Consider the following 22,036-nt stretch of genomic DNA (forward strand, 5'->3'; position numbering starts at 1 on the left):
TTGGCGATCCGCCCCAGGTCCGGGTCGTCAAGATCGGCTACTCAGTGGCAACGCGAGGGGAACCCGAGGTGCTGCCGGGCGCCGTCAGCATCTATTGCCATGGCCCGACTGAACATACTGCTCTTCCTCGTCATCGTCGCGCTCAGCGTGGTCGCTCTGATCGACTGCCTGATCACCGACCGGGCGCGGCTGCGGTCGTTCCCGCGCGGCGCCTGGGTCGTGCTGATCCTGCTCTGCCCGGTCGCGGGGGCGATCGCCTGGTTCCACGCGGGCCGGGCAACGTCGCCGCGCGACGAGCACCTGCCCCGGACCGGCGCGGGCAGCGAGGCGGGCGCGTTCGGGCCCGAGGACGACCCGGAGTTCGTCGAGCAGTTGGCCGAGGCCCTCCGCAAGCAGTGACGTTCCCGACCCGCCAGTCCAGTCCCGCAGTCCAGCCGTAGCCCAGCCCTGTGATCATGCCCCGATGACCGGCCTGAACTACGGCTCGCACCAGCCAGCCGTAGCCAGGGCATGTGATCACGACCCGATGACCGGCCTGAACTACGGCTCGCACCAACCAGCCGTAGCGGGCCGCCGGTGGGCTGCGTCTCCCGGTCCCCGGTGCAGCAGACCTTGGAAACGCCGCCGCCGGCTGGCGTTCAGCGCGGACAAAACGGACGCCCGGCAGCACTGTTAACCAGCTGGGCGAGTCGAGCTGGCTCCCAGTGCTCTCTCCAGCCACCCGGACAGCACTGACGACCAGCCGGACCAGCCGGCCCTAGCGCTCCCGGCAAGCGCCGCCCGAACAGCACTGAAAACCAGCCGGACCAGCCGGCTCCTAGTGCTCCCAGCAGCGCCCCAGCCCGCCCCCGGGTTCACCAGCGGAACGGGCGCCCCCGGGATGTGCTCGTGGCGGCCCGCCCGTGACGGGTGTAGCGGTAGGTCATCACCACCGCGTACTGACGCCCCCGCCGCGGCTCGGCCACCAGCGGTCCGCACTCGCGGGTGATCGAGCGGCGGGTGAAGGAGAGGCCGTCGCACGTGCGGGGACCGGCCACGGTGCGGCCGGTCCGGGTGTCCTGCAGGGTCACCTCGATGCGCCCCCGTCCGCCCGCCGGGGCGGTGAGCGCGGCTTGGACCTGGACGTCCCGGCCGAGCTGGTGACAGGGGCGCGGGCTCAGCGGCGCACGGGTCCGCAGGTCGAAGATCAGGTCGGGCGCGCACTGCCACCGTCCCTGGGCTGTTGCTCTGCCTTCGGGCAGGGGCGGCCGCCGGTCGTTCCTGGTCGAGGCGGGACGCGTAGCCCGTACCCGGGAGGGCGTGACCTTGCGGGCAGGCGCGGGCCGGACGGTCTTCGGGTGGGTCGGCGGCGGCGCCGCCGCGACGACCGAGGCGGCCGCGCCGGCCGAGGAGGTCGGGGATGTCGAAGAGGCCGGGGAGGCCGGGGAGGTCGGCGGGCTCAGCCGGGGTGCGGTGATCACGGTGGGCGCCTCAGCGGGGATGCTGCCGGAGCGGCCGGCATGCCAGGCGAGGCCCGAGGCGAGCATGGCGCCGGCGATCACCACGGCGGTCGCGCCGGAACGTGACCAGCGGTGCGAGCGGATGGCGTCCCCCCGGGTCCGGATGGGGAGGGGCAGGCGCGGTCGCAGACGCCCGGGCAGGCCCGAGAGCGCGGAGCGGCGCGGCACCGGCAGCCGGGCCGCGGAGTCGAAGACGATCGACTCGCTCGGGGGCGCGCCGGGCCGGGACAGCGCCGGCGTGTCCGCCAGGTTGCGGGCCAGGAACCCCAGGTCGGTGACGAGGTCGGCGGCGCTCGGGCGCTGGCGTGGCTTGGCCGCCAGGCACATCATGATGATCCGCCAGAGCGGGTCGGGGATGCCGGGACGCCGTTCGGGCCGGCCCTCCGCGTGCAGGCGCATGAGCTCGGGGATGGAGTCGCTGCGGAACGGCGGCTGACCGCTGACCAGCTCGTAGAGGAGCACCCCGAGCGAGTAGACGTCGGTGGCCGGGCTCGGGGTGACGCCGTGGAACGCCTCCGGCGCCATGTAGTGCGGGGTGCCGACGACCGCGTTCGGCGTGGTCATGCTCGGCAGGGTGAGTATCCGGGCGATGCCGAAGTCGGTGAGCCGGGCCTCGGAGGACTCGCTGAGCAGGATGTTGTCCGGCTTCAGGTCGCGGTGGATGATGCCGAGATCGTGCGCCTCGGCGAGGGCGGACGCGACCTGCCCGGCGAGCCGGACCGCCTCGGCGGGTGGCACGGTGCCGCGCTTGTGCAGCAGGTCGCGCAGGTTGCCGCCGGCCACCAGGTCCATCACCAGGCCGAGGGTCTCCCCCACGCTGAACAGGTCACGAACCCGCACCACGTGGCGGTGCCGCAGCATCTGCAGGATGGTGCGCTCCTGAACGAACCGGGTGACCAGCCGCGGCTGCCGCAGCAGGCTCTCGTGCAGCAGTTTGATCGCGACGGGTTCGCCGGTGGCGCGGTCCTCGCCCCGCCAGACGGTGCCGGTGGCGCCCTGCCCGATGGGGCGGACCATGATGTACGAGTTCCCGACACACCGCCCGGCAAGGGGCGTGTCCGAGTCGTCGGGGTCGTTTGTCATTCCGGGCCCTTCCGACGACGACGGCAGTAATGCCCCGGAATGATGCTTTTTGTCCCACCAATCTTGCAACCCGAACGCGGAGATTCGCCCCGAAAGGCCGGTTTAGCGTTACTGCTGCGGAGGCACCTCGTTCTGACGGATGGGCTGGGGACCACACAGTGACCGGATGGCGCCGAGCAGCGTCGAGCGGGTGAACGGCTTCTCCAGCAGCATGCTGTTGTCGTCCAGGTGCAGCTGCGGCCCGAGCGACGCCGCCGAGTACCCGGACATGTAGAGCACCGGCAGATCCGGCTGGTGCGTGCGCAGCGCGCCGGCCAGCTCCGGGCCGGTCATCGTCGGCATCACCACGTCGGTGATCAGCAGGTCCGGGCGTGCTCCCGAGGCGACCTGCGTGACCGCTGTCAGGGCGTCCGTGGCGACCGCGATCTCGTACCCGGCGGGCGCGATCAGCCGCTGCACCAGCTGCGCGACGTCCGGCTGGTCCTCCACGATCAGGACCCGGCCGATCACCGCCTGCTTGGTCCGGCCCTCGCCCGCGGTGGCCGGGCGCTCCTCGGCGGCCGGCAGGTAGATGTGCACGGTGGTGCCCATCCGCGGCTGCGACTCCAGCTCGATGTGCCCGCCCAGGTTGCTCACGATGCCGGCGGTGGTGGCCAGCCCCAGGCCGGCCGCGGTCGGACGGGTGGTGAAGAACGGCTCCAGGGCCCGCTTGCGGACCTCCTCCTCCATGCCGGTGCCGGTGTCCGTGACGACCAGATGCACCAGCTTGCCGGCCGGGGCGCCCTCGGCGGCGAACTGGCCGGGCTCGACCACCTCGTTGGTGGCGGTCACCCGGACCATGCCGCCGTGCAGCATCGCGTCCCGGGCGTTCGCCGCCAGGTTGACCAGCGCCTGCTCCAGCGGGCCGCGCTCGGCCTTCACCGGCCACACGTCCGGGCCGAACGTCAGGTCCAGGCCGATCCGCTCGCCGAGCGTACGGCTGAACAGCGACTGCACGTCGGTGAGCAGGTCCGGGATCGGGATCACCTCGGGCCGGTTGCCCTCGCTGCGGCCGAACGCGAGCAGCTGATGGGTCAGTGTCCGGCCGGTGGCCACCGCGTCCAGGATGTCCTTGGCCAGCTGGTGCGCGGGCGCGTCCTCCTCGGTGCCGGTCAGGATCATGTCGGCGGAGCCGGCCACCACCGTCATCAGGTTGTTGAAGTCGTGCGACAGGCCGCCGATCAGCTGGCCCAGGCTGTCCAGCCGGCGCAGATGGTCGAGCTGCCGCTTGAGGCCACGGGCGTCGATGTGGTCGGTCGTGTCGGTGATCATGCAGAGCACGCCGGCGAACTCGCCGTGGTCGTCGCGGATCGGCATCATGCTGATCCGCACGCTGCGCCGTGAGCCGTCGGCCCGCATCAGCCGGGTGGCGCCGACCGTGGAGCGGCCGGTCTTGCACTCGGCGATCCGGCGGTCCAGCTCCTTCTGCCCGACGTTGTCCAGGAAGCCGCGCAGCGAGACCCCGATCAGCTCGGCGCGGGGCATGCCGAGCACCACGCCGATCGGCTCGTTCGCATAGGTGGCCACGCCGTCCGGGTCGAGCTGCAGCACACCCTCCGGGATCGTCTCGAGGACCCGGTGGTACCGCTCCTCGGCGGCCTTCAGCCGTTCCTGGGCCCGCGCCGCCGAGACGGCGAGACAGAGCTCCCCGGCGATGTCCCGGGCCAGTTCCACCTCGGGTGTGGAGTAGAAGGCGTCCGGGGTGTGCCGGGTCAGGATCAAAAAGCCCGCGTACGTGTTGTCCACGATCACCGGGCACAGCACGGCGGCCGTGATGCTCAGCTCGGGAGCGGCCAGCTCGGCCGCCGAGTCACCGGCGAGCACGATCGGGCGGCGGCTCGCGGCCAGGGTGGTGGAGTACTTGTCGTCGGGCGTCTCCCCGGCCCGGTTCAGGGCACGGGCCAGCGGACCGGACCGCTCGTTGTCGAGGTGGTGGTAGGAGATCTCCTCGTATCGGCCGTCGTCGCGAAGCAGTTGCACGCCCGCGCCGTCACCGATCATGTCGGCGGCGGCGCGGGCGGCCGTGGAACGCACCTCGGCCGGATTGGCCCCGGCTCGGCTGAGAGCCAGGGCGAGGTCGGCGAGCGCGTACCGGAGGGGGTAAGCCATGACACCCATGTGGGTCATGATTCGCGTTTGGCCAGCGTCGCGCGGCCGAAACCACCAAATCTCAGCCGAACAACGCACTCACCGATTCGCCGTTGTGGATGCGCCGCATCGCTTCGGCGAGCGCCGGCGCCACCGACAGGATCGTCAGCTTGTCGGTGCGGTTGTGCATCGGGATCGGCACCGTGTTGGTGCAGACGATCTCCTCGATCTCCTTCTCCGCGGAGAGCCGCTGCACCGCGTCGGCCGCGAAGAGCCCGTGCGTGCAGGCCACCCGCACGCTGCGGACGTTGCGCTCGCGGAGCCTGGCCAGCAGCTCGAAGACCGTGCTGCCCTTGGCGATCTCGTCGTCCAGCACGATCACGTCCCGGTCGGCGACCTCACCGATCACCGAGCTGATCACCACCTTGTCGTCGGCGTACCGCTGCTTCGCGCCGGCCGCCACCTCGATGCCGAGCATCCGGGCGAACGCGGCGGCCTCCTTGGCGTTGCCGAGGTCCGGGGAGACCACCACGGCGTTGTCCAGGTTGTAGCGACGGAAGTGGTCGGCCAGCTCGCGCAGCGCGTGCAGGTGGTCCACCGGGATGTTGAAGAAGCCGTGCACCTGCGGTGAGTGCAGGGTCATCGCGAGGACCCGGTCGGCGCCGGCGGTGGTGAGCAGGTCGGCGACGAGGCGGCCGCCTATCGAGATGCGCGGGGCGTCCTTCTTGTCGCTGCGGGCGTACGCGTAGTGCGGCAGGACCACGGTGATCCGGCCGGCCGACGCGCCCCGGGCGGCGTTGAGCATGAAGAGCAGCTCGGCGAGATGCTCCTGGGTGGGCGGGGAGAGCGGCTGGATCAGGAACACGTCCTTCTCCCGGCAGTTGCCCTGCAGCTGAACCTCGATGCAGTCGTTGGCGAACCGGGAGATCCGGGTCGGCAGCAGCGGCACGTCCAGCTGCTCGCAGATCTCGGCAGCCAGTTCGGGATGGGCGGATCCGGTGAAAACGGCGATGTCACGCACGGGGACACCCTATTCATAACGACGCGCGTTGATTAGTTTGGGCGTCATGAACGGACTGGCCGTAGCCTGCCGCCGAGTGGTGCACATCTACCGCGCCGAAGCCGGCGACGTGGTCGCGCTGGCCGGCGTCGACCTCTCCATCGCGCCGGGCGAGACGCTCGCCCTCGTCGGGCCGTCCGGCTCCGGCAAGTCCACGCTGATCGCGCTGCTGGCCGGGCTGATGCGGCCGTCCGCCGGGCGGATCAACGTGGGCACCTACGACATGGGCAAGCTCTCCGACGGCGAGATCTCCCGGCTGCGGGGAACCGAGATCGGTGTGGTCCTGCAGGGCGCGGCGCGCAACCTCCTGCCGTACGCGTCGCTGCACCGCAACATCTGGCTGGCCCAGCGCCGCGCCGCGCACACCCGCGGCATCCAGCTCGACGACCCGGACCGCATCCTCGATCTGGTCGGTCTGCCCGGACAGGGCCGCCGGCGGCTCGCCGACCTCACCCCGGGCGGGCGTCAGCGGGCCGCGCTCGCGGTCGGCATCGCGGCCGGGCCGGGGTTGCTGCTGGTGGACGAGCCGACCAGCCGCCTCGACACGGCCGGTCGCGACGAGGTGCTGGACGCGCTGGAGACGGTGAACCGGGAGCGGCACACCACGATCGTGGTGGTCACCCACGACAACGAGGTGGGCGCCCGGCTCGGGCGGGCCGTGACGATCCGCGACGGCCGGGTCGGCGCCGAGGGCCGCGACGGCCAGGACTTCGCGGTGGTCGCCGGCGACGGGACCGTTCAGCTGCCGCCGGACGTGCTCGGCTCCTACCCGCCCGGCACGCTCTTCACGGTGCAGAACGTGGACGGTGAGGTCACGCTGATCCCGGGTTCCTGACCCAGGTCGCCGTCCCGTCCGCCAGGTGCAGCTCCCGGTCGCAGGCCGCCGCCGTGTCCGGGTCGTGGGTGGCCAGCACGACCGCCGCGCCCCGGTCCGCCTCGGCGCGCAGCAGGTCGAGCACCTTCTGCCGGTTCGCCGCGTCCAGCTCGCTCGTCACCTCGTCGGCGAGCAGCACCTCGGCCCGCAGCGCCAGGCCCCGGGCGATCGCGGTGCGCTGCTGCTGACCGCCGGAGAGCTCGTCGATCAGCTGCCCGGCCTGGCCGGAGAGCCCGAGCGCCTCCAGCGACTCGGCGGTGCGCCGCCGCGCGTCGGCCGGGGTGCCGCCGGTGGCGATCACCGCGACCGCGATGTTCTCGGCGGCGGTGAGGATCGCGGCGAGCCCGTTCTCCTGCGGGATCAGCACGACACCGCGCGCGACGGCCCGGTCCCGGTCACCGAGCGGCGCGCCGTCCACGCCCACCGTCCCGGTGCGCGGCGCGAGCAGTCCGGCCATCGCGCTGAGCAGGGTGGTCTTGCCCGCGCCGGAGGTCCCGGTGACCGCCAGCAGCTCGCCGGCCCGGGCGGTCACCGTCACCCCCCGCAGCACGGGTTCGCCCCCGCCATAGGCGAACTCCGCCGTCTCCACCGTCAACGTCGTCACGGCAAACCCCTTTCCGGTACGCCCTACTCGGGTCCCTTTTCTGTGCGTTTACGCAGGTCACGCCCGCCTGCCAGGGCGACCGCCACGAACAGCGCGAGCACCGCGGCCGCCACCGCGAGCAGGATCGCCGGCCGGGGCGTGCCCGGGGCCGGCAGATCCGGCGGCGTCAGCCCGGCCAGCGGCAGCGACCAGCCGGTCAGCCACCAGGTCGCCGCCCCGACCAGCAGGCCCACCAGCACCGCGAACCCGACCAGCACCGGATAGGTCCAGAGCGTCGCCCGCCGGACCACCCGGCCCGGCAGACCCTGCGCCCGCAGCGCGGCCAGGTCACCGGCGCGCCGCCCGCGGTCCACCGCGATGGTCAGCACCAGCGCGCCGGCCCCGAGCAGCGCGGCGAGGATTCCGGCGAGCACGTGGAAGGTGAGGGCGAGCGCGGGTCCCTGCCGGTCGAGCCGCTCGCGGACCTGCGCGGCGCTGGTGTCACCGGACGCCACGAGGCCCTCGTCGGCGAGCCGCTGGAGGACGTCCGCGGGCGCATCCGGGCCGAGCCACACCTGCGGCGCCTGCGCCGGCTGCGCATCGACCGCCAGGCGGTCCGCAAGATCAAGATCCATCAGTACGGCGTTCCGCCCCGCCATCGGCACGACCGGCAACCGCGCGATCGCGGCCGCCGGGATCGCGTCGCCGCCGAGGCTGGTGAGCACCCCGGCCGGCGGCCCGGCCCCGGCCACGGCCAGCGGCAGCGGATCGGCGGTGGCCGGCGGCCGGATCCACGCGGTGCCGGACGGCGCGGCCCGGACATTGGCCTTGACGGTCAGGGTGGGACTGTTCGTGACCTGAGCGTTCTGTGCCGCCCACCAGCCACCGAAGCTGATCCCGTTGAGGCCGCGGACCTCGATCGTCCCGGTCGTCTCGGTCGCCCGGCCCAGACCGGAGATGCCGATCCCGTTGACCCAGCAGCCCTTCGCGCAGAACGAGAGGGGTTGCCGGTACCGCGCCGGGCCGTTGCGCAGCACGCCGATCTCCACGACCGTCTCGCCCAGCCCGATCTTGGAGGAGAGCGCGATCGCGAGCCGCAGCCGCCGGTCGGAGGCGACCTCGGTGGTGGTCACCTCCGCCACGATCTCGTCACCGGTGAAGGACGGCCGTTCCGGCGCCGACGGGTGCAGCCGCGCGGCCACCTCGGCGGCGCTCGGCCCGGAATCGGTCCAGTAGGCCACCGCGGGCAGCCGGGCGGAGTCGACCGCCAGTCCGGGGACGCCGGCACTGCCGCCGGTGGGCAGCTCGGCGACGGCCATCGCGAACCGTCCCTCCGGGTCGGCCCGGCGGACCGCGTCGAGCAGCTGGCGGCGCGGCATCCGCTCGAGCGTGATCACCCGGTGCGCCCCGGTGCCGAGCCGCGCCTCCACGTCCCGGACCTGCGCCGCGGTGTCGACCGCGCAGGTCGCGTACCCGGCCACCGCGGCGGACGCGGCGAGCAGCGCGAAGAGCCGGCCGGCCCCGGGACGGCGGGACAGCTGGAGGCCGGCCAGCCCGGCGCCGAGCCGGCCGCGCTGCAGGGCACGCCCGGCGTACCGGCTGACCAGCGGCAGCACGGCCCGCGCGGTGAGCAGGGCCAGGGCCAGCATGAGCAGGGCCGGCGCGAACGAGCCGAGGCCGTCGAGCGAGCCGTCGGCGAGGTAGAGCTGGGCGGCGGCGACCACGGCCAGGACGACCACGACCGCCTCGATCACCGGGATCGGCCGGCGGCCGCCTGTGGTCCGCTGCAGCAGGGCCGAGACCGGGCTGAACAGCGGCCGGCGCTGGGCCAGCAGGGCGGCGGCCAGGGCGGTCCCGGTGGCCGCCGGCGCGTACCGCAGCGAGGAGAGCGCCGGATCGGCGCCGGCGCCCTGGAAGATGCTCGCCGCCACCAGGTTCACCAGCAGCTGGCCCGCCACGCAGCCGGCCAGCGCACCGGCCAGCACCGCGGTGAGGCTCTCCCCGGTCGCCAGCCACCAGCGGGTCCACCAGCGGGCGCCGCGCAGCGCCACCACGGCGATCTCGTCCCGCCGGCCCTCCGCGCCGTGCCCCACGGTCAGATAGATGCTGAAGCAGGCGAGCAGCACGAGCGGAACGGCGAGCACCGGGACCAGCAGCCGCGCCTCGGCCCGGCCGCTCTCGATCCGCTCGAACAGCTGCGGGATGCCGGTGTCCAGGTTGAGGCCGGGCACCGCGTCGGTGACGCTCTCCAGCTCGGCGAGCTCGGCACGGACCGCGTCGAGCCGGTCGATGTGCAGGGTGCCGGGTGCGGCGATCCCGTCGATCGCCTCCAGCGAGGTGGATCGCACGATCGAGTTCAGGCTGGTGTCGGTGGTGAACAGCGGCTCGCCCGGTCCGATGAAGGGACCGCTGATGAAGTAGCCGTGCGTGCCCCAGTAGATCTCCGAGGGATCCGGCACCCGGTACGTTCCGGCCACCGTGAACGTCTTCGGGTCGCCCTCGGGCTGCCAGAACGGCGGCTGGCTCCGGCCGTCCACCCGGGCGGTCCGCAGCACGAACGTGTCACCGGCCCCCACCTTCAGCCGTTTCGCGCTCTGCTCGCCGAGCAGGACGTCGCCCTCGCCGGAGACGCACCGCCCGGTGAGGATCACCAGGTGGTCGCAGACGTCCTGCCGGAAGACCAGCCGGGACGCGTAGGAGTTCGTCGACTCGAGCCCCAGCGTGGGCATCTCCTCGGAGTAGACGAACGAGAAGCCGGTCATCCGGTCCAGCGCGTTGCCCGCGGCGGTGATCCGGACGACCTCGCCGGACTGCGCGGCGACCTGGTAGTCGTTCGCGGCACGGATCACCAGGCGCAGCTCGTCGAGCTCGGCCGTCTCGATCTGGCCCTGGGCGACGGCCCGCTCGACGGCGAGCAGGTAGGCCGGGGCGGCGACCGCGGAGGCGACCGCTATCAGCGCCAGGACGGCGAGGGTGACGGCCTGGCCGCGCCGGGACCAGATCATCGCGAGCAGGACGGAGATCATCGTTTCCTCAGCGTTCTGACCAGCGGCAGCACCGCGAAGAGCCCGGAGAGGCCGAGGACGAGCAGGGCCAGGACTGCGGCGACCACGAGCGCGGCCGAGGTGAGTGGCTCGGGCGGTGGCAGGACCTGCCAGCCGTCGGCGAACGGGGGCAGGGAGCTACCGGCGTACCGGACCGCGAGGACCGCGGCGAGCGCCCCGGTGGCGAGGCCGGCCAGCAGCACGGCGGCGGTGCCGGCGTACCCGGTGGAGACGGCTGTGCGCACCGGCAGGCCCTGCGTCCGCAGCGCCCGCAGCTGCACGCCCAGCGATCGGTTGTCGACGGTGGCCGCCACCGCGACCACGGTGGCCGCCAGCAGCAACGCCGCGAAGCCGCTGAGCAGCGCGAACCGCACCACCGCGGCCGGGCCCTGAGCGCCCAGCCAGGCGGCGCGGCCGGTCACCGTCTGGTCGCCGGCGATCGACACACCGGCCGCGGTCAGGGCGGGGATCAGCCCGGGCGGGGCCGAGGCGGTGAGCCACACCTGGAACTCGCCGCCGGCGTCGGCGTCGGCCGCGAGGCGGCGCACCGCGTCCAGGTCGGTGAGCGCGCCGGACCGGCCCAGCATCGGCAGGCCGGGCGGGGCGCCGGCGATCCGCACCGGCGCGGCCGGGCCGTAGGACTCGAGCATCCGGTCGTCGTAGCGCCAGCCGTCCGGGGCGGCGCCGGCCAGCACGACCGGCAGCGGCATCGGGGTGTCCGCCGCGTACGCCGACGTGCCGATCAGCTTCAGCTCCGTCGCGTTCTCGTCGGGTGTCATCCGCAGGCCGCCGCCGTCCGCCGCGAGGTTCAGGTTCGCGCCGTTCGTGCCGGGCCGCCAGCGCGCGATGTCGCCGAGGATCCCGGCGTCCAGCCCGGACAGCGTGCGCAGGGTGACCGCGGAGCCCTTCGGCGGCGGTTTCGTGCGGCCGGTCCGATCCGGCGGCGTGGTCACTTCCCAGCGCACGATCCGGCAGCCGGCAGCGGTCGCGCAGCCGTCCACCGGCGCGGTCACCGTCTGCTCCCCCGCCCGCAGCGTGCCGAAGCCGACGGTCACCGGCACGCCCGTCACCTCGTCCTGCAGGTGAAGCGTGAGCTGGACCGGCGCGGTCCCGTCCCGGCGGACCCCGGCGCTGAGCCGGTCGCCGGTGATGACCGGCGGCGCCGGGCGGGCCGAGGTGCCGACGGCCTCGCGCAGCGCGGTGACCGGGCCGTACTCCGGGCGCCAGAGGGCCACCGCGGCGAGCCGGTCGCTGTCCACCTCGAGGATCTCGAGGTTGTCGTCGTTGCGGTTGCGCACGACGGCCATCGCCGCCCTTCCCTCCGGGTCGGCGGTGCGGACCGCGTGCAGCAGCGCGGTCCGGTTCGGCGCCTCCACGGTGAGCACCCGGGACGCGCCGAGCTCGGCGGCGCTGCGCTCGGCCCGGGCCACCCGGTCCGCCCGCCACGCCCCGCCCGCCGTGACGAAGAGCGCCACCGCGACCACCACCAGCGCGAACACACGGTCCGCGCCGGGCGAGCGGGAGAACTGCAGCGCGGCCAGACCGAACCGCAGGCGGCCGCCGCGCAGCGCCGCGGCGCCGGACCGGCCGGCCACCCGGCGCAGCAGCCGGGCCAGCAGCAGGCCGAGCGCGAGGGCGATCAGCGCCGGCGCGACCACCGCCAGCCCGTCGGCGGGCCCGCCGCTGCGGGCCTGGTACAGCGCCGCCCCGGCGATCACGATCAGCAGCAGGTCGGCGAGCGCGGACCGCCAGTCGCCGCGGGCCGGCGCGGTCCGGCTGAGCAGCGCCGTGACGGGCCGGCTGAGCATCACGGCCTCGACCGCCGCCAGCACGGCCAGGCTGCCGAGCAGCACGGCGGCCACGGTGATCGCCGACTGGGTGAGCGCGGCCTGCCGGTCCGGCGCGACCTCCACGTCGCCGGCGAGCCAGCGCGCCAACAGGTATCCGGCCGGGATCCCGATCGCCGCGCCGATCAGCAGCGGCACCAGATGCTGGCCCCAGGCCAGCCGCAGGATCCGGAACCGGCCGGCGCCGCGGAGCTTGAGCAGCGCGGTGTCGGCCCGGCGGTCGCGCAGCGTGTACCAGCCGGCCAGGCCGATCGCGAACCAGGTGAGCACCAGCGTCTGCAGGCCCGCCGAGCGCACTCCGCGCAGGATCGTGGCGCGGTCCCGGGCCACCATCTCCAGCAGCGGTTTCGCGTTGGTCTGCAGGCGGAACCGGGTCAGCGTGATCCGGGTGTCCGCGGCGGCCAGCGCGCCGGCCAGGTCGTACCCGCCGTCGCCGCGGATCAGCGAGACGGGGAGCACCGCGTCGTACACCATGGTGGTGTTCCAGAGCTGCCGCGTGGCGAACGTCTCCAGCACCGTGAAGGCCGGGTCGATCTGGGTCTGGGTGCGGAAGATCTCGCCGGCCCAGTACGGCCCGGAGATGTCGGCCAGGGCGTAGAGCGCGACGACCCGCAGCGGCAGCGGCTTGTTCGTGACCGAGCTGGTCAGCGAGATCTGGTCGCCGGTCCGGACGCCGAGCCGCTGCGCCGCCTCGTGGCTGATCGCGACCTCGCCCGCGCGGCTCGGGCACGGGCCCTCGAGGCGCACGTTGGCGCAGAACTCGTCCCGGTACGCCACGGACATGCCCACCGGGGCGGCGGCGATCTTCGCGCTCAGGCTGACCGTGAGGCCGGTGATCGGGTCGCCGAACTCCGGCGGCAGCTGACGCCGGACGTCGCCGGCGAAGCGGGTGAGCGCCTCCTCGGCGAGCCCCTGCGTGTCGGCGCCGGTGCGCACCGAGACGATGCGCTCGACCGCCCGGGACGCGCTGAGGTCGGCCTCGGCCGCCCTGCCCGCGGCGGCGAAGCCGTACCACGGGCCGGCCACGGCGACGGCCGACGCCACGGCGGCCAGCAGCAGAATCGTCAGCACCTGCGCCGTCCGGGCCCGGACGGCGCTGACGACGAGCATGAGCATTGATGCACCCCCGCTTTTCCGGGGGACGTTACACAGCTCACAAACCTACAGCCACCCGCGTTTTCTCAGGAAGACGTAGAGGCCGGCGGCGGAGACCACGATGAGGACGGTGCTGATCACGAAGCCCCACGGCTGCTCGTATCCGGGGTAGGGCAGGTTCTGTCCGAAGTACCCGGTGAGCGCGGTCGGCACCGCGATGATCGCGGCCCAGGCGGCGAGCTTGCGGGTGACCTCGTTGAGCACGTTGCTCTGCTCGGCCAGGTCGGCGTCGAGCAGTTCGTTGATCCGGGTCAGCGAGTGCTCGATCAGCTCGAACGTCTGCTGGGCGTGGTCCTCGACGTCCCGGTAGTACGGCCGGAGCCGCTCCCCGTCAGCCGGGTCGCCGGCTCGCGCGCTCTCCTCGGCCCCGTGCCCGATGTCCGCCTGGACGGCTCGCCGGACCACGTCGGGCATCGGGGCGACCGCGCGGCGCAGCGCGGACAGGGCCTTGCGCAGCGCGAACCCGTAGAGCCGGACCGACCGCGGCGCGCCGCCCTCCTCCAGCAGCGCGTCCTCGGCCTGGTCCATCGCCTCGTCGAGCGTGCGGGCGACCTTCTGCTGGCTGTCCACGACGGTGTCGAGCAGGCCGTACACCAGGAAGTTGACCCCACCGGACGCGCCCAGCTCGATGTCCGCGTCCCACCGGCGCACCAGCACGTCGACGTCACCGGGCGCCTTGTGCACGGTGATCAGCGCCCGTTCCGTGACGAACGCGCTGATCTCCACCTTGTGCGCCGTCCGGTCCTCCAGCCGGACCGCGTAGACGTTCATGAACAGGTGCTTGTCGTACCGCTCCAGCTTGGGACGCTCGTGCTGCTGCAGCGCGTCCTCGACGGCGAGCGGGTGCAGGTGGAACGCGTCGGCGACGGTCTGGAGGGCGGCCTGATCCGGGTTGAGCAGGTCGATCCAGGCGACCGCGTCCGGCGCGGCGCGCAGCCGCTCGCCGGTCTCGGCGACCGGGAAGTCCTCGGCGACGACGTGACCGTGCGCATAGAGCCGAGTTCGGAAGGGGGTTTCGCTCACCGCACCACAGTATGGTGAGCCGTGACCTGGATCGATCAGCTGCTGAGCAGCTTCTACCACGCCAAGTGGCAGGTGACCGCCGATCAGGCCATCTACTGGCGGGAGATCGTCGGCAACGCGTTCGGCCTCGGCTCGGCGCTGTTCGGCCTGCGCCGCAGTTACTGGGCCTGGCCGGTCGGGATCGTCGGCAACCTGCTGCTCTTCACCGTCTTCCTGGGCCAGGCACTCGGCAACGACCAGGGCACCCCGCTGTACGGCCAGGCCGCACGGCAGGTGTTCTTCCTCGCCACCAGCGTGTACGGCTGGTGGGCCTGGCAGCGCAACCGGCGGCGCGACCACGGCACGGCGGTGATCCCGCGCTGGGCCGGGCACCGGCAACGGATGGTTCTCATCCCGGTGGCGCTGGCCGCGGTGGGCGTCTGTTTCGTGGTGTTCCGGGAGATCGGCGCCGGATTCCCGGTGCCGTGGTGGTACTACCTGGCCGACTCGTGGATCTTCGTGGGATCGATCCTGGCCACCTACGCGATGGCCCGCGGCTGGGTGGAGTTCTGGCTCTGCTGGATCGCCGTGGACCTGGTCGGCGTCCCCGAGCTGATCCACTTCGGGTACTACCCGTCGGCGATCCTCTACGCGGTCTACGCGCTCTTCGTGATCTGGGGCTTCGTCGTCTGGCTGCGGATCTCGCGGACCGTGGCGGCGCCGCAGCCGGACGTGCAGCCGGCTGCGGCGCGCCGCTGACCCTCAGACCGTCTCCAGGACCTTCGGCTCCGCGGCGGGCGCGCCGGTCCGGCCGCGGCGCAGCATCCAGAGGCTGACCGGCACCCCGGCCGCGACCAGCACCGCGGCCACCACCAGCGAGAACTGGTAGCCCTCCAGGAACCGGTGCAGCTCGGCGCCCTCGGCCGCGTTCGACCGGTTGGTCAGGATTGCGCCGAGCACCGTCACGCCGAGCAGGCCGAACACCTCACGGGAGACGTTGAGCATGCCGGAGGCGATCCCGGCGCGGCCGGGCGGCAGCGCGTCGACGACCACGGTGCTGAGCGGAATCAGCAGGCCACCGCCGACGCCGTAGAGCGCGAACCAGGGCAGCAGGTCGGCGTAGGAGGTGCCCTCGCCGTACTGCGCGATGCCGGCGATCGCCGCGGCCATCACCGCCAGACCGAAAGCGGTTACCCGGGCGACGCCGAAGCGGGCTTCCAGACGGGGCGCGAGGACCGCTCCGGCAGCCGTGATGATCGCCATCGGGACGAAGGCCGCCCCCGCACCGGTGGGCGAGAAGCCGAGCACGTTCTGCAGGTAGATCGCCATGAAGAAGTAGATGCCGAACACGCCGAACGCCCACAGGCCCATCGCGAGCAGCCCGCCGGTGAACATCCGCGAACGGAAGAAGGACAGCTCCACCATCGAATCGGCGTTGCGGTTCTGCACGATCAGGAACGCCACCGCGGCCGCCGCGGCGACACCGAACGATCCCAGGATCAGCGGTGAGGTCCAGCCCTCGGCGTCACCCTCGATCAACGCGTACGTGAGGGCGAAGAGGGAGAGAGACGATGTGGCCAGCCCCGCCGGGTCCAGGCGCCGCAAGGCGCGGGTGACGTTCGCCTGCCGGTGCCCGGCGGGCACGCTGAGCAGGGTGAGGCCCAGCGTCACCAGGCCGATCGGCAGGTTGATCAGGAAGATCCAGCCCCACGACACGTGCTCGCTGAGCACACCGCCGGTGAACGGCCCGACCGCGAGGGCGAGCGCGCCCACCCCGCCCCAGACGCCGATCGCGGTGCCGCGCTCCTTCGGGTCCGGGAAGAGCTCCTGCAGCAGCGCGAGCGAGGCCGGCGCGAGCAGCGCCGCGCCGACGCCTTGCACGGCACGCGCACCGATGAGCAGGCCCTGACTGTCGGCCAGGCCGGCCGCGACCGAGGCGACTGTGAAGATCACCAGCCCGCCGAGGAACGCGAGCCGGGTGCCGAGCACGTCGGCGATCCGGCCGCCGGCCAGCAGCAGGCCGGCGAAGACCAGGATGTACGAGCTGGTGATCCATTCCAGTCCGGCGATGCTCAGTCCGAGATCGCGCTGAATGCTCGGCAGGGCGACGTTCACGACGTTGTTGTCGAGATACGTCATGAACGTCCCGAGCGCCACCGCTACGAGCGCCCACCATCTTTTCTGCATGTGCCCACTCCCCCTTTGCCACCGTTCATGTACACCGTCCATGTACAACGTACATGTACGTCGTACATGAGACCTGTACGTTGTATGGTTGTCAAGTGACGGGTGATCGACTGACCAAGGCGACGGTGGCCGAGTGCGCCCTGCGCCTGGCCGACGCGGAGGGCGTGGAGGCGGTCACCATCCGCCGGCTCGCCAAGGAGCAGGGCGTCACCCCGATGGCGCTGTACTGGCATTTCAAGAACAAGGACGAGCTGCTGCTCGGGATCGTCGATCACGCGCTCGCCACCGTCCGCGCGGACCCGGCGGCGGGCGACCCGTGGCAGAAACGGCTGCGGACCGTGTTCGAGGCGGTGGTCGCCGTGATGCGCGAGCACCCGTCGCTGCCGACCCTGCTGCACGCGGTCGACAAGACCCAGACCGAGAGCTTCAGCCGGGCCACCAACGACACCCTCGCCCTGTTGTCGGACGCCGGGTTCACCGTCGAAGAGGGCTACTGGATCGCCACCCACCTGCTCAACGCCGCGATGGGCCTGGTCGCCGGCGAGCCGGGCTGGTGCCCGCCGGGCATGGCGTCCGAGGACGCCGCCGAGTGGCGGCGGCAGAAACGGCTCCGGATGTCGCTGCTGCCGGCCGACCGCTTCCCGATGATGATCGAGTACGCCGCCTCGGTCGGCGACGTGCCCGACGTGGACCGGTACTACGCGTTCTGCGTCGATCTGATCATCGCCGGCGTCGAGGCGATGGCCGCCTCACGCTGACCGCTCCCCCTCACCCGGCGGCCGTCCATGGACGGCCGCCTTTTTCGTTCATCTATCTGCATCATCTTCCAAGCGATGAGCAATCTCTTCCAAGATGTGCAAGAACTTGCTAGCTTCCGTTCCAATGTGAACGCGGGATTACGCCCGCCGCTCTCCTGAAACAGCGCCGTCCCCCCGACGTTGGAGGCTCTGCCGTGTCCGAGAATCCCCATCCCCGGTATCGCCGACGATTGCTGGCGGCACTGGCCGCCGTACCCCTGCTGCTGGTGCTCTTCCCGCCCCTGGCGGCACTCGCGGCGAACTCGGTGACCGTCTACTACCAGCCGGCGACCTCGTGGACCGCCGTGAACGTGCACTACGCGCCGGCCGGTAGCTCGTGGACCACGGCGCCCGGTGTCGCGATGACCGCCGACGGCTGCGCCGGGTGGTTCCGCAAGGAGATCAGCCTCGGTGACGCGACCGGGGTGCGGCTGACCTTCAACAACGGGTCCGGGACCTGGGACAACAACGCCGGGAACAACTACCTCGCGGGCACCGGCGTGGTCACCGTCGCGGGTGGCACCGTCGGCTCCGCGGTCCCCTGCGGCACCACCAACACCGCCAAGATCTATTACCGGACCGGATGGGGTACGACGTACCTGCACTGGGCGCCGGCCGGTGGCTCGTGGACGACGGGGCCGGGTGTCGTCATGAACGAGACGGCGTGCACCGGGTGGGCGCTGAAGACCGTCAGCCTGGGCAGTGCGAGTGCCTTGCAAGCTACTTTCACGAACGGTTCGGGGGCCTGGGACAACAACAGCGGGCAGAACTACCGGGTGGGTGCCGGTGTCACCGCGGTCAGCGGAGGTGTGGTGACCGGGAACGCCGCGTCACCGTGCGCGGCGTCGCCCAGCCCTTCGGCCTCTGCTTCGGTTTCGCCCTCTGCTTCCCCCAGCGCGTCGGTTTCGCCGTCGACGTCGGCGTCCCCCAGCCCCACCACTCCCGCGACGATGCTCGGTGGCGATCCCCGCAAGGACAGCATCTACTTCGTGCTGACCGCGCGGTTCTACGACGGCGACGGCAGCAACAACCGCGGTGGCAGCCAGCACACCAAGTCCGGGAACGCGGCCAACAACGACCCGATGTTCCGCGGTGACTTCAAGGGACTCGTCGACAAGCTCGACTACATCAAGGCGCTCGGGTTCTCGGCCGTCTGGATCACGCCCGTGGTGCTGAACCGGTCCGATTATGACTACCACGGCTACCACGGGTGGGACTTCTACGAGGTCGACCCGCGACTGGAGTCGGACGGCGCGTCGTACCAGGATCTGATCGACACGGCGCACGCCAAGGGCCTCAAGATCTATCAGGACGTGGTGTTCAACCACAGCTCCCGGTGGGGCGCGAAGGGCCTGTTCACGCCGACCGTCTACGGGGTCCGGGACAGCCAGTGGAGCTGGTACTACAGCGAGAAGGTGGCCGGCAAGGAGTACAACCCGCTGGAGGAGAACGCCACCGGCAACACGTACAACGGCGACCTGTGGAGCAGCACCGCGCCGGCCGGCAGCACGTGCCCGAACTTCGGCCTGCCGACCGGGGCGAAGAGCAGCGAGGGGTACGCGCTCTACAACTGTCAATGGCCGTCACCGACCGCCAAGATGTTCCCGTCCGATCTCTATCACCAGTGCTGGATCGGTAACTGGGAGGGCGAGGACGCCCGATCGTGCTGGCTGCACGAGGACCTCGCCGACTTCAACACCGAGAACGCGACGGTGCAGAACTACCTGATCGGCGCGTACACGAAGTACATCGACATGGGCGTGGACGGCTTCCGCGTCGACACCGCCGTGCACATCCCGCGGGTCACCTGGAACCGCACGTTCCTGCCGGCCCTGCAAGCACACCTCACCGCGAAGTACGGAGCCGCCAAGGCCAAGGACTTCTACATCTTCGGCGAGGTCGCCGCCTTCGTGAACGACAAGTGGAACCGCGGCTCGGTCAACCATTCCGCGCAGTTCTACACCTGGAAGGAACGCAAGGAGTACGCCACCGACGACGTGACAGCCGCGATCGAGCAATTCAACTACGAGAACAATCTGGGTACGGGTGGACAGCCCACCAGCACGAACGCGTTCCTGTCCGGCAACACGTATCACGCGCCGGACCACAGCCGGTTCTCCGGCATGAACATCATCGACATGCGGATGCACATGAACTTCGGTGATGCGCCGAACGCGTTCTCCAACGGCAAGGATTCCGACGACTCGGTGAACGACGCGACGTACAACACGGTCTACGTTGATTCGCACGACTACGGACCGAACAAGTCGTCAACCCGGTACGCCGGTGGCACGGACGCGTGGGCCGAGAACATGACGCTGATGTGGACGTTCCGCGGCATCCCGACGCTGTACTACGGCTCGGAGATCGAGTTCAAGGCGGGTCAGAAGATCGACTGCGGCCCGTCGTGTCCCCTGGAGACGACCGGTCGCGCCTACTACGGCACACATTTGGCCGGCACCGTCACGGCGAGCGACTTCGGGGTGGTCGGATCGGCGAGTGGAGCAGTCGCCACGACGCTGTCCCAGCCGCTGGTCAAGCATCTGCAGCGGCTCAACCAGATCCGGCGCGCGGTGCCGGCGTTGCAGATGGGTCAGTACTCGACCGAGGGTGTCAGCGGTGGCATGGCGTACAAGCGCCGGTACACGTCGGGAAGCGTGGACAGCTTCGCGTTGATCACGGTGTCCGGCGGGGCGACGTTCAGCGGCATCCCGAACGGCACCTATGTCGACGCGGTCACCGGCGACACGAAGACCGTGACGAACGGATCACTGACGATCAACCTGAATCAGAAGGGGAATCTGCGGGTCTATGTGCTCTCGCAGTCAGGCAACCCGGCGCCGGGCAAGGTAGGCGCCGACACGACGTATCTCCAGTGACGCTCGCATCACGGTGACTCGCGTTGAGTTGACTTGCACCAAGTCAACTCAACGCGAGCGCATCAACAGGCAGCGCATCAACAGGCAGCGCATCAACAGGCAGCGCATCAACAGGCAGCGCATCAACAGGCAGCGCATCAACAGGCAGCGCATCAACAGGCAGCGCATCAACAGGCAATATGTACGCGTCAACACGCAAGCTGAGTTCGTCAACACGTCGGCACCCAGAGCCTCAGCTTCCCGCCACGCTGATCCTCGAAGACACCGCCGTTCGCCTCGATCACCTTGCGCGACGCGACGTTTGTGACGTCGCACATCACCAGCGCCGACGTGATGCCCAGCCCTCGCGCCACGGGCAGCGCCGCCCCCAGCATCGCCGTCGCATGACCACGGCGCCGCGCCGACGACCGCACGTCGTACGAGATGTGGCCGCCCACCTCCAGCAGAACCTCGGTCAGCCGATGCCGGATCGCCACCCGCCCCAGATACTCGTCGTCCCGGATCCACCACAGCGTCGTCGACGGCACGTGACCGGCGGGCCGGGGCGACTCCTCCAGCGACTGCGCACGCAACCACCGGACGTACTCCGCGAAACCCTCCGCCGTCCCCCAGCGCTCCCCGAACTCCCGCAACTCGTCGCCGATCACGGTGCGATCGGCGGGCTCACCTCGTCCTTCGTCGCGGAACTCGGCCATCGCGGCCATAAACGATCGATGCACACGCCCGGTGGGACGACTCAGCTGCGGCACATACCAGGTGTACCGCACCCGACGGGATCACGGCGCGGCGCTGCGTTCGCGCAGCGCCTCCTCGACGGCCTCGCGCACGCGCTCGTCCTCGCGGTCCTTGCGCGTGGCGCGCCGCCGCCGGCCGGTCACGACACCGGCGACGATCAGGGCGACGAGTACGACGAGGAGCGCCGTCAACGTCCACGGCAGCGCCCAGACGTGAGCCGTGGCGGTCACCGGGTCCAGCGACGTCGTCGAGCCGGACGCGTCGGTGAGCAGCGGTGTCAGTTCCGCGGTGGCGGTGAGGACGACGGCCGGCGAGACGTCGCGCAGGGGCACCGTGACGTTCCAGGATTCGCCGGGCAGCAGCTCCGGCGGGGAGTCGACGGTGCCGGCGCCGGTGCGCAGCCAGCCGAACGGACCGGCGATCGAGACCTGCTGGCGGGCGGACTCGACGGCGTTGCCCGTGTTGCGGATCGTGTACGAGACGGTGGCGTCGCCCGTGCCGAACGGGTTCGCCGAACCGGCGTAGTCGATCGTGAAGTCCTCGACGGCCAGGCCGGGCACGAGATCGCCGCCGACCCGGAGCTTGATCTTGATGCCGAGGCGGCGCTCGACGTTGATGGTCTGGTCGGAGGCCTGCGACAGCGAGGTCACGATGCCGCCCACGTAGTCGCCGGGTGTCGCGTTCGCGGGCACGTCCACGCTGAACGGGATCGACGCCTCTTTACCCGCCGGGACCGTGACCGTCGAGGAGCCGGCATGCACCCAGGCGCCGATGGCGACCGACTTCTTGTCGGCGGTGAGCAGGTCGAGCTGCCCTTCGCCGGTGGTGTACCCGTCGGCGGCGTAGACCGCGAGCGTGAGCGGCGCCTTCCCGTGGTTCGCCACCACCAGGGCGTCCGTGGCCGCGGCGCCCGCGTTGACCGCGTAGCTGTAGCTCGACCGGTCGGCGCCGTAGCTGTTGGAGCCGGTCCGGACCGTCCAGGTGACATCCCCCTCGGCGGCGCGGGCAACCGCCGGGGAAACCGCGGCCGCGGCGCCGGCAGGTGCCGGCACGGGACTGAGCACGGCGACGAGAGCGGCGGTGACGGACAGGGCGGCAAGACGCATCGGAGAATCCTTAAAACGAGACGAGCCCCGGCAGGGCGGGCGAACCGCCCTGCCGGGG

General features: G+C 71.7%; 16 protein-coding genes. 5 read left to right on the top strand and 11 right to left on the bottom strand.

Annotated features, from left to right (window positions below):
- The first annotated feature begins 99 nt into the window (after nucleotides 1–99).
- Entirely contained in the window at nucleotides 100–399 is a 300-nt protein-coding gene (locus AMIS_RS31970) for a PLD nuclease N-terminal domain-containing protein (protein WP_014446596.1), read from the top strand.
- 455 nt (nucleotides 400–854) lie between these two features.
- On the opposite strand, the gene AMIS_RS40980 is transcribed toward AMIS_RS31970, so the two are convergent.
- The 3 genes from AMIS_RS40980 to AMIS_RS31985 form a co-directional block, all read right to left on the bottom strand.
- Complete coding sequence (locus AMIS_RS40980; protein WP_014446597.1) at nucleotides 855–2,582, bottom strand: serine/threonine-protein kinase; 1,728 nt, start codon at nucleotides 2,580–2,582, stop codon at nucleotides 855–857.
- 108 nt (nucleotides 2,583–2,690) lie between these two features.
- Nucleotides 2,691–4,730 carry a hybrid sensor histidine kinase/response regulator gene (locus tag AMIS_RS31980; RefSeq protein WP_231859134.1) on the bottom strand — a complete coding sequence of 680 codons (2,040 nt, stop codon included), beginning with the start codon at nucleotides 4,728–4,730 and terminating at the stop codon, nucleotides 2,691–2,693.
- Between the two features lie 61 nt (nucleotides 4,731–4,791).
- Nucleotides 4,792–5,730, bottom strand: coding sequence for a ribose-phosphate diphosphokinase (locus AMIS_RS31985; RefSeq protein WP_014446599.1), 939 nt, complete (start codon nucleotides 5,728–5,730; stop codon nucleotides 4,792–4,794).
- 46 nt (nucleotides 5,731–5,776) lie between these two features.
- Between AMIS_RS31985 and AMIS_RS31990 the strand changes: the two genes are divergently transcribed.
- Nucleotides 5,777–6,604, top strand: a complete 828-nt coding sequence (locus AMIS_RS31990) for an ABC transporter ATP-binding protein (RefSeq protein WP_014446600.1) — start codon at nucleotides 5,777–5,779, stop codon at nucleotides 6,602–6,604.
- Here the strand turns inward: AMIS_RS31990 and AMIS_RS31995 are convergent.
- The 4 genes from AMIS_RS31995 to AMIS_RS32010 are packed head-to-tail and all read right to left on the bottom strand — an operon-like array spanning nucleotide 6,582 to nucleotide 14,295.
- Nucleotides 6,582–7,247, bottom strand: a complete 666-nt coding sequence (locus AMIS_RS31995; RefSeq protein WP_014446601.1) for an ABC transporter ATP-binding protein — start codon at nucleotides 7,245–7,247, stop codon at nucleotides 6,582–6,584. The two genes, AMIS_RS31990 and AMIS_RS31995, sit on opposite strands and share 23 nt — an antisense overlap.
- Nucleotides 7,248–7,270: 23 nt before the next feature.
- On the bottom strand, nucleotides 7,271–10,252 hold the full coding sequence (locus AMIS_RS32000) for an FtsX-like permease family protein (RefSeq protein WP_014446602.1): 2,982 nt from the start codon (nucleotides 10,250–10,252) through the stop codon (nucleotides 7,271–7,273).
- A complete protein-coding gene (locus tag AMIS_RS32005; protein ID WP_014446603.1) occupies nucleotides 10,249–13,233 on the bottom strand; it encodes an FtsX-like permease family protein in 2,985 nt (994 codons plus the stop codon). The genes AMIS_RS32000 and AMIS_RS32005 overlap by 4 nt, the downstream gene beginning before the upstream one ends.
- A 45-nt stretch (nucleotides 13,234–13,278) precedes the next feature.
- On the bottom strand, nucleotides 13,279–14,295 hold the full coding sequence (locus AMIS_RS32010) for a magnesium transporter CorA family protein (protein ID WP_014446604.1): 1,017 nt from the start codon (nucleotides 14,293–14,295) through the stop codon (nucleotides 13,279–13,281).
- A 21-nt stretch (nucleotides 14,296–14,316) separates the two neighbouring features.
- Between AMIS_RS32010 and pnuC the strand changes: the two genes are divergently transcribed.
- Complete coding sequence (gene pnuC / locus AMIS_RS32015; RefSeq protein WP_014446605.1) at nucleotides 14,317–15,033, top strand: nicotinamide riboside transporter PnuC; 717 nt, start codon at nucleotides 14,317–14,319, stop codon at nucleotides 15,031–15,033.
- A gap of 3 nt (nucleotides 15,034–15,036) precedes the next feature.
- Here the strand turns inward: pnuC and AMIS_RS32020 are convergent, their stop codons facing one another.
- Nucleotides 15,037–16,461, bottom strand: a complete 1,425-nt coding sequence (locus AMIS_RS32020; protein ID WP_014446606.1) for an MFS transporter — start codon at nucleotides 16,459–16,461, stop codon at nucleotides 15,037–15,039.
- Between the two features lie 95 nt (nucleotides 16,462–16,556).
- Here AMIS_RS32020 and AMIS_RS32025 point away from each other — a divergent pair, with 95 nt between their 5' ends.
- Both AMIS_RS32025 and AMIS_RS32030 read left to right on the top strand, forming a co-directional pair.
- Nucleotides 16,557–17,219, top strand: coding sequence for a TetR/AcrR family transcriptional regulator (locus tag AMIS_RS32025; RefSeq protein WP_231859135.1), 663 nt, complete (start codon nucleotides 16,557–16,559; stop codon nucleotides 17,217–17,219).
- A 194-nt stretch (nucleotides 17,220–17,413) separates the two neighbouring features.
- On the top strand, nucleotides 17,414–20,137 hold the full coding sequence (locus AMIS_RS32030) for a carbohydrate binding domain-containing protein (RefSeq protein WP_014446608.1): 2,724 nt from the start codon (nucleotides 17,414–17,416) through the stop codon (nucleotides 20,135–20,137).
- 43 nt (nucleotides 20,138–20,180) lie between these two features.
- Here AMIS_RS32030 and AMIS_RS43040 read toward each other — a convergent pair whose 3' ends face one another.
- Genes AMIS_RS43040 through AMIS_RS32040 form a run of 3 tightly spaced genes read right to left on the bottom strand, consistent with a single transcriptional unit; the run spans nucleotide 20,181 to nucleotide 21,978 of the window.
- Nucleotides 20,181–20,336 carry a hypothetical protein gene (locus AMIS_RS43040; protein ID WP_157435145.1) on the bottom strand — a complete coding sequence of 52 codons (156 nt, stop codon included), beginning with the start codon at nucleotides 20,334–20,336 and terminating at the stop codon, nucleotides 20,181–20,183.
- Between the two features lie 10 nt (nucleotides 20,337–20,346).
- On the bottom strand, nucleotides 20,347–20,886 hold the full coding sequence (locus AMIS_RS32035; RefSeq protein WP_041831500.1) for a GNAT family N-acetyltransferase: 540 nt from the start codon (nucleotides 20,884–20,886) through the stop codon (nucleotides 20,347–20,349).
- A gap of 27 nt (nucleotides 20,887–20,913) precedes the next feature.
- A complete protein-coding gene (locus AMIS_RS32040) occupies nucleotides 20,914–21,978 on the bottom strand; it encodes a WxL protein peptidoglycan domain-containing protein (protein ID WP_014446611.1) in 1,065 nt (354 codons plus the stop codon).
- Between the last annotated feature and the right edge of the window lie 58 nt (nucleotides 21,979–22,036).

It is taken from the genome of Actinoplanes missouriensis 431, assembly GCF_000284295.1.
Classification (GTDB): Bacteria; Actinomycetota; Actinomycetes; order Mycobacteriales; family Micromonosporaceae; genus Actinoplanes; species Actinoplanes missouriensis.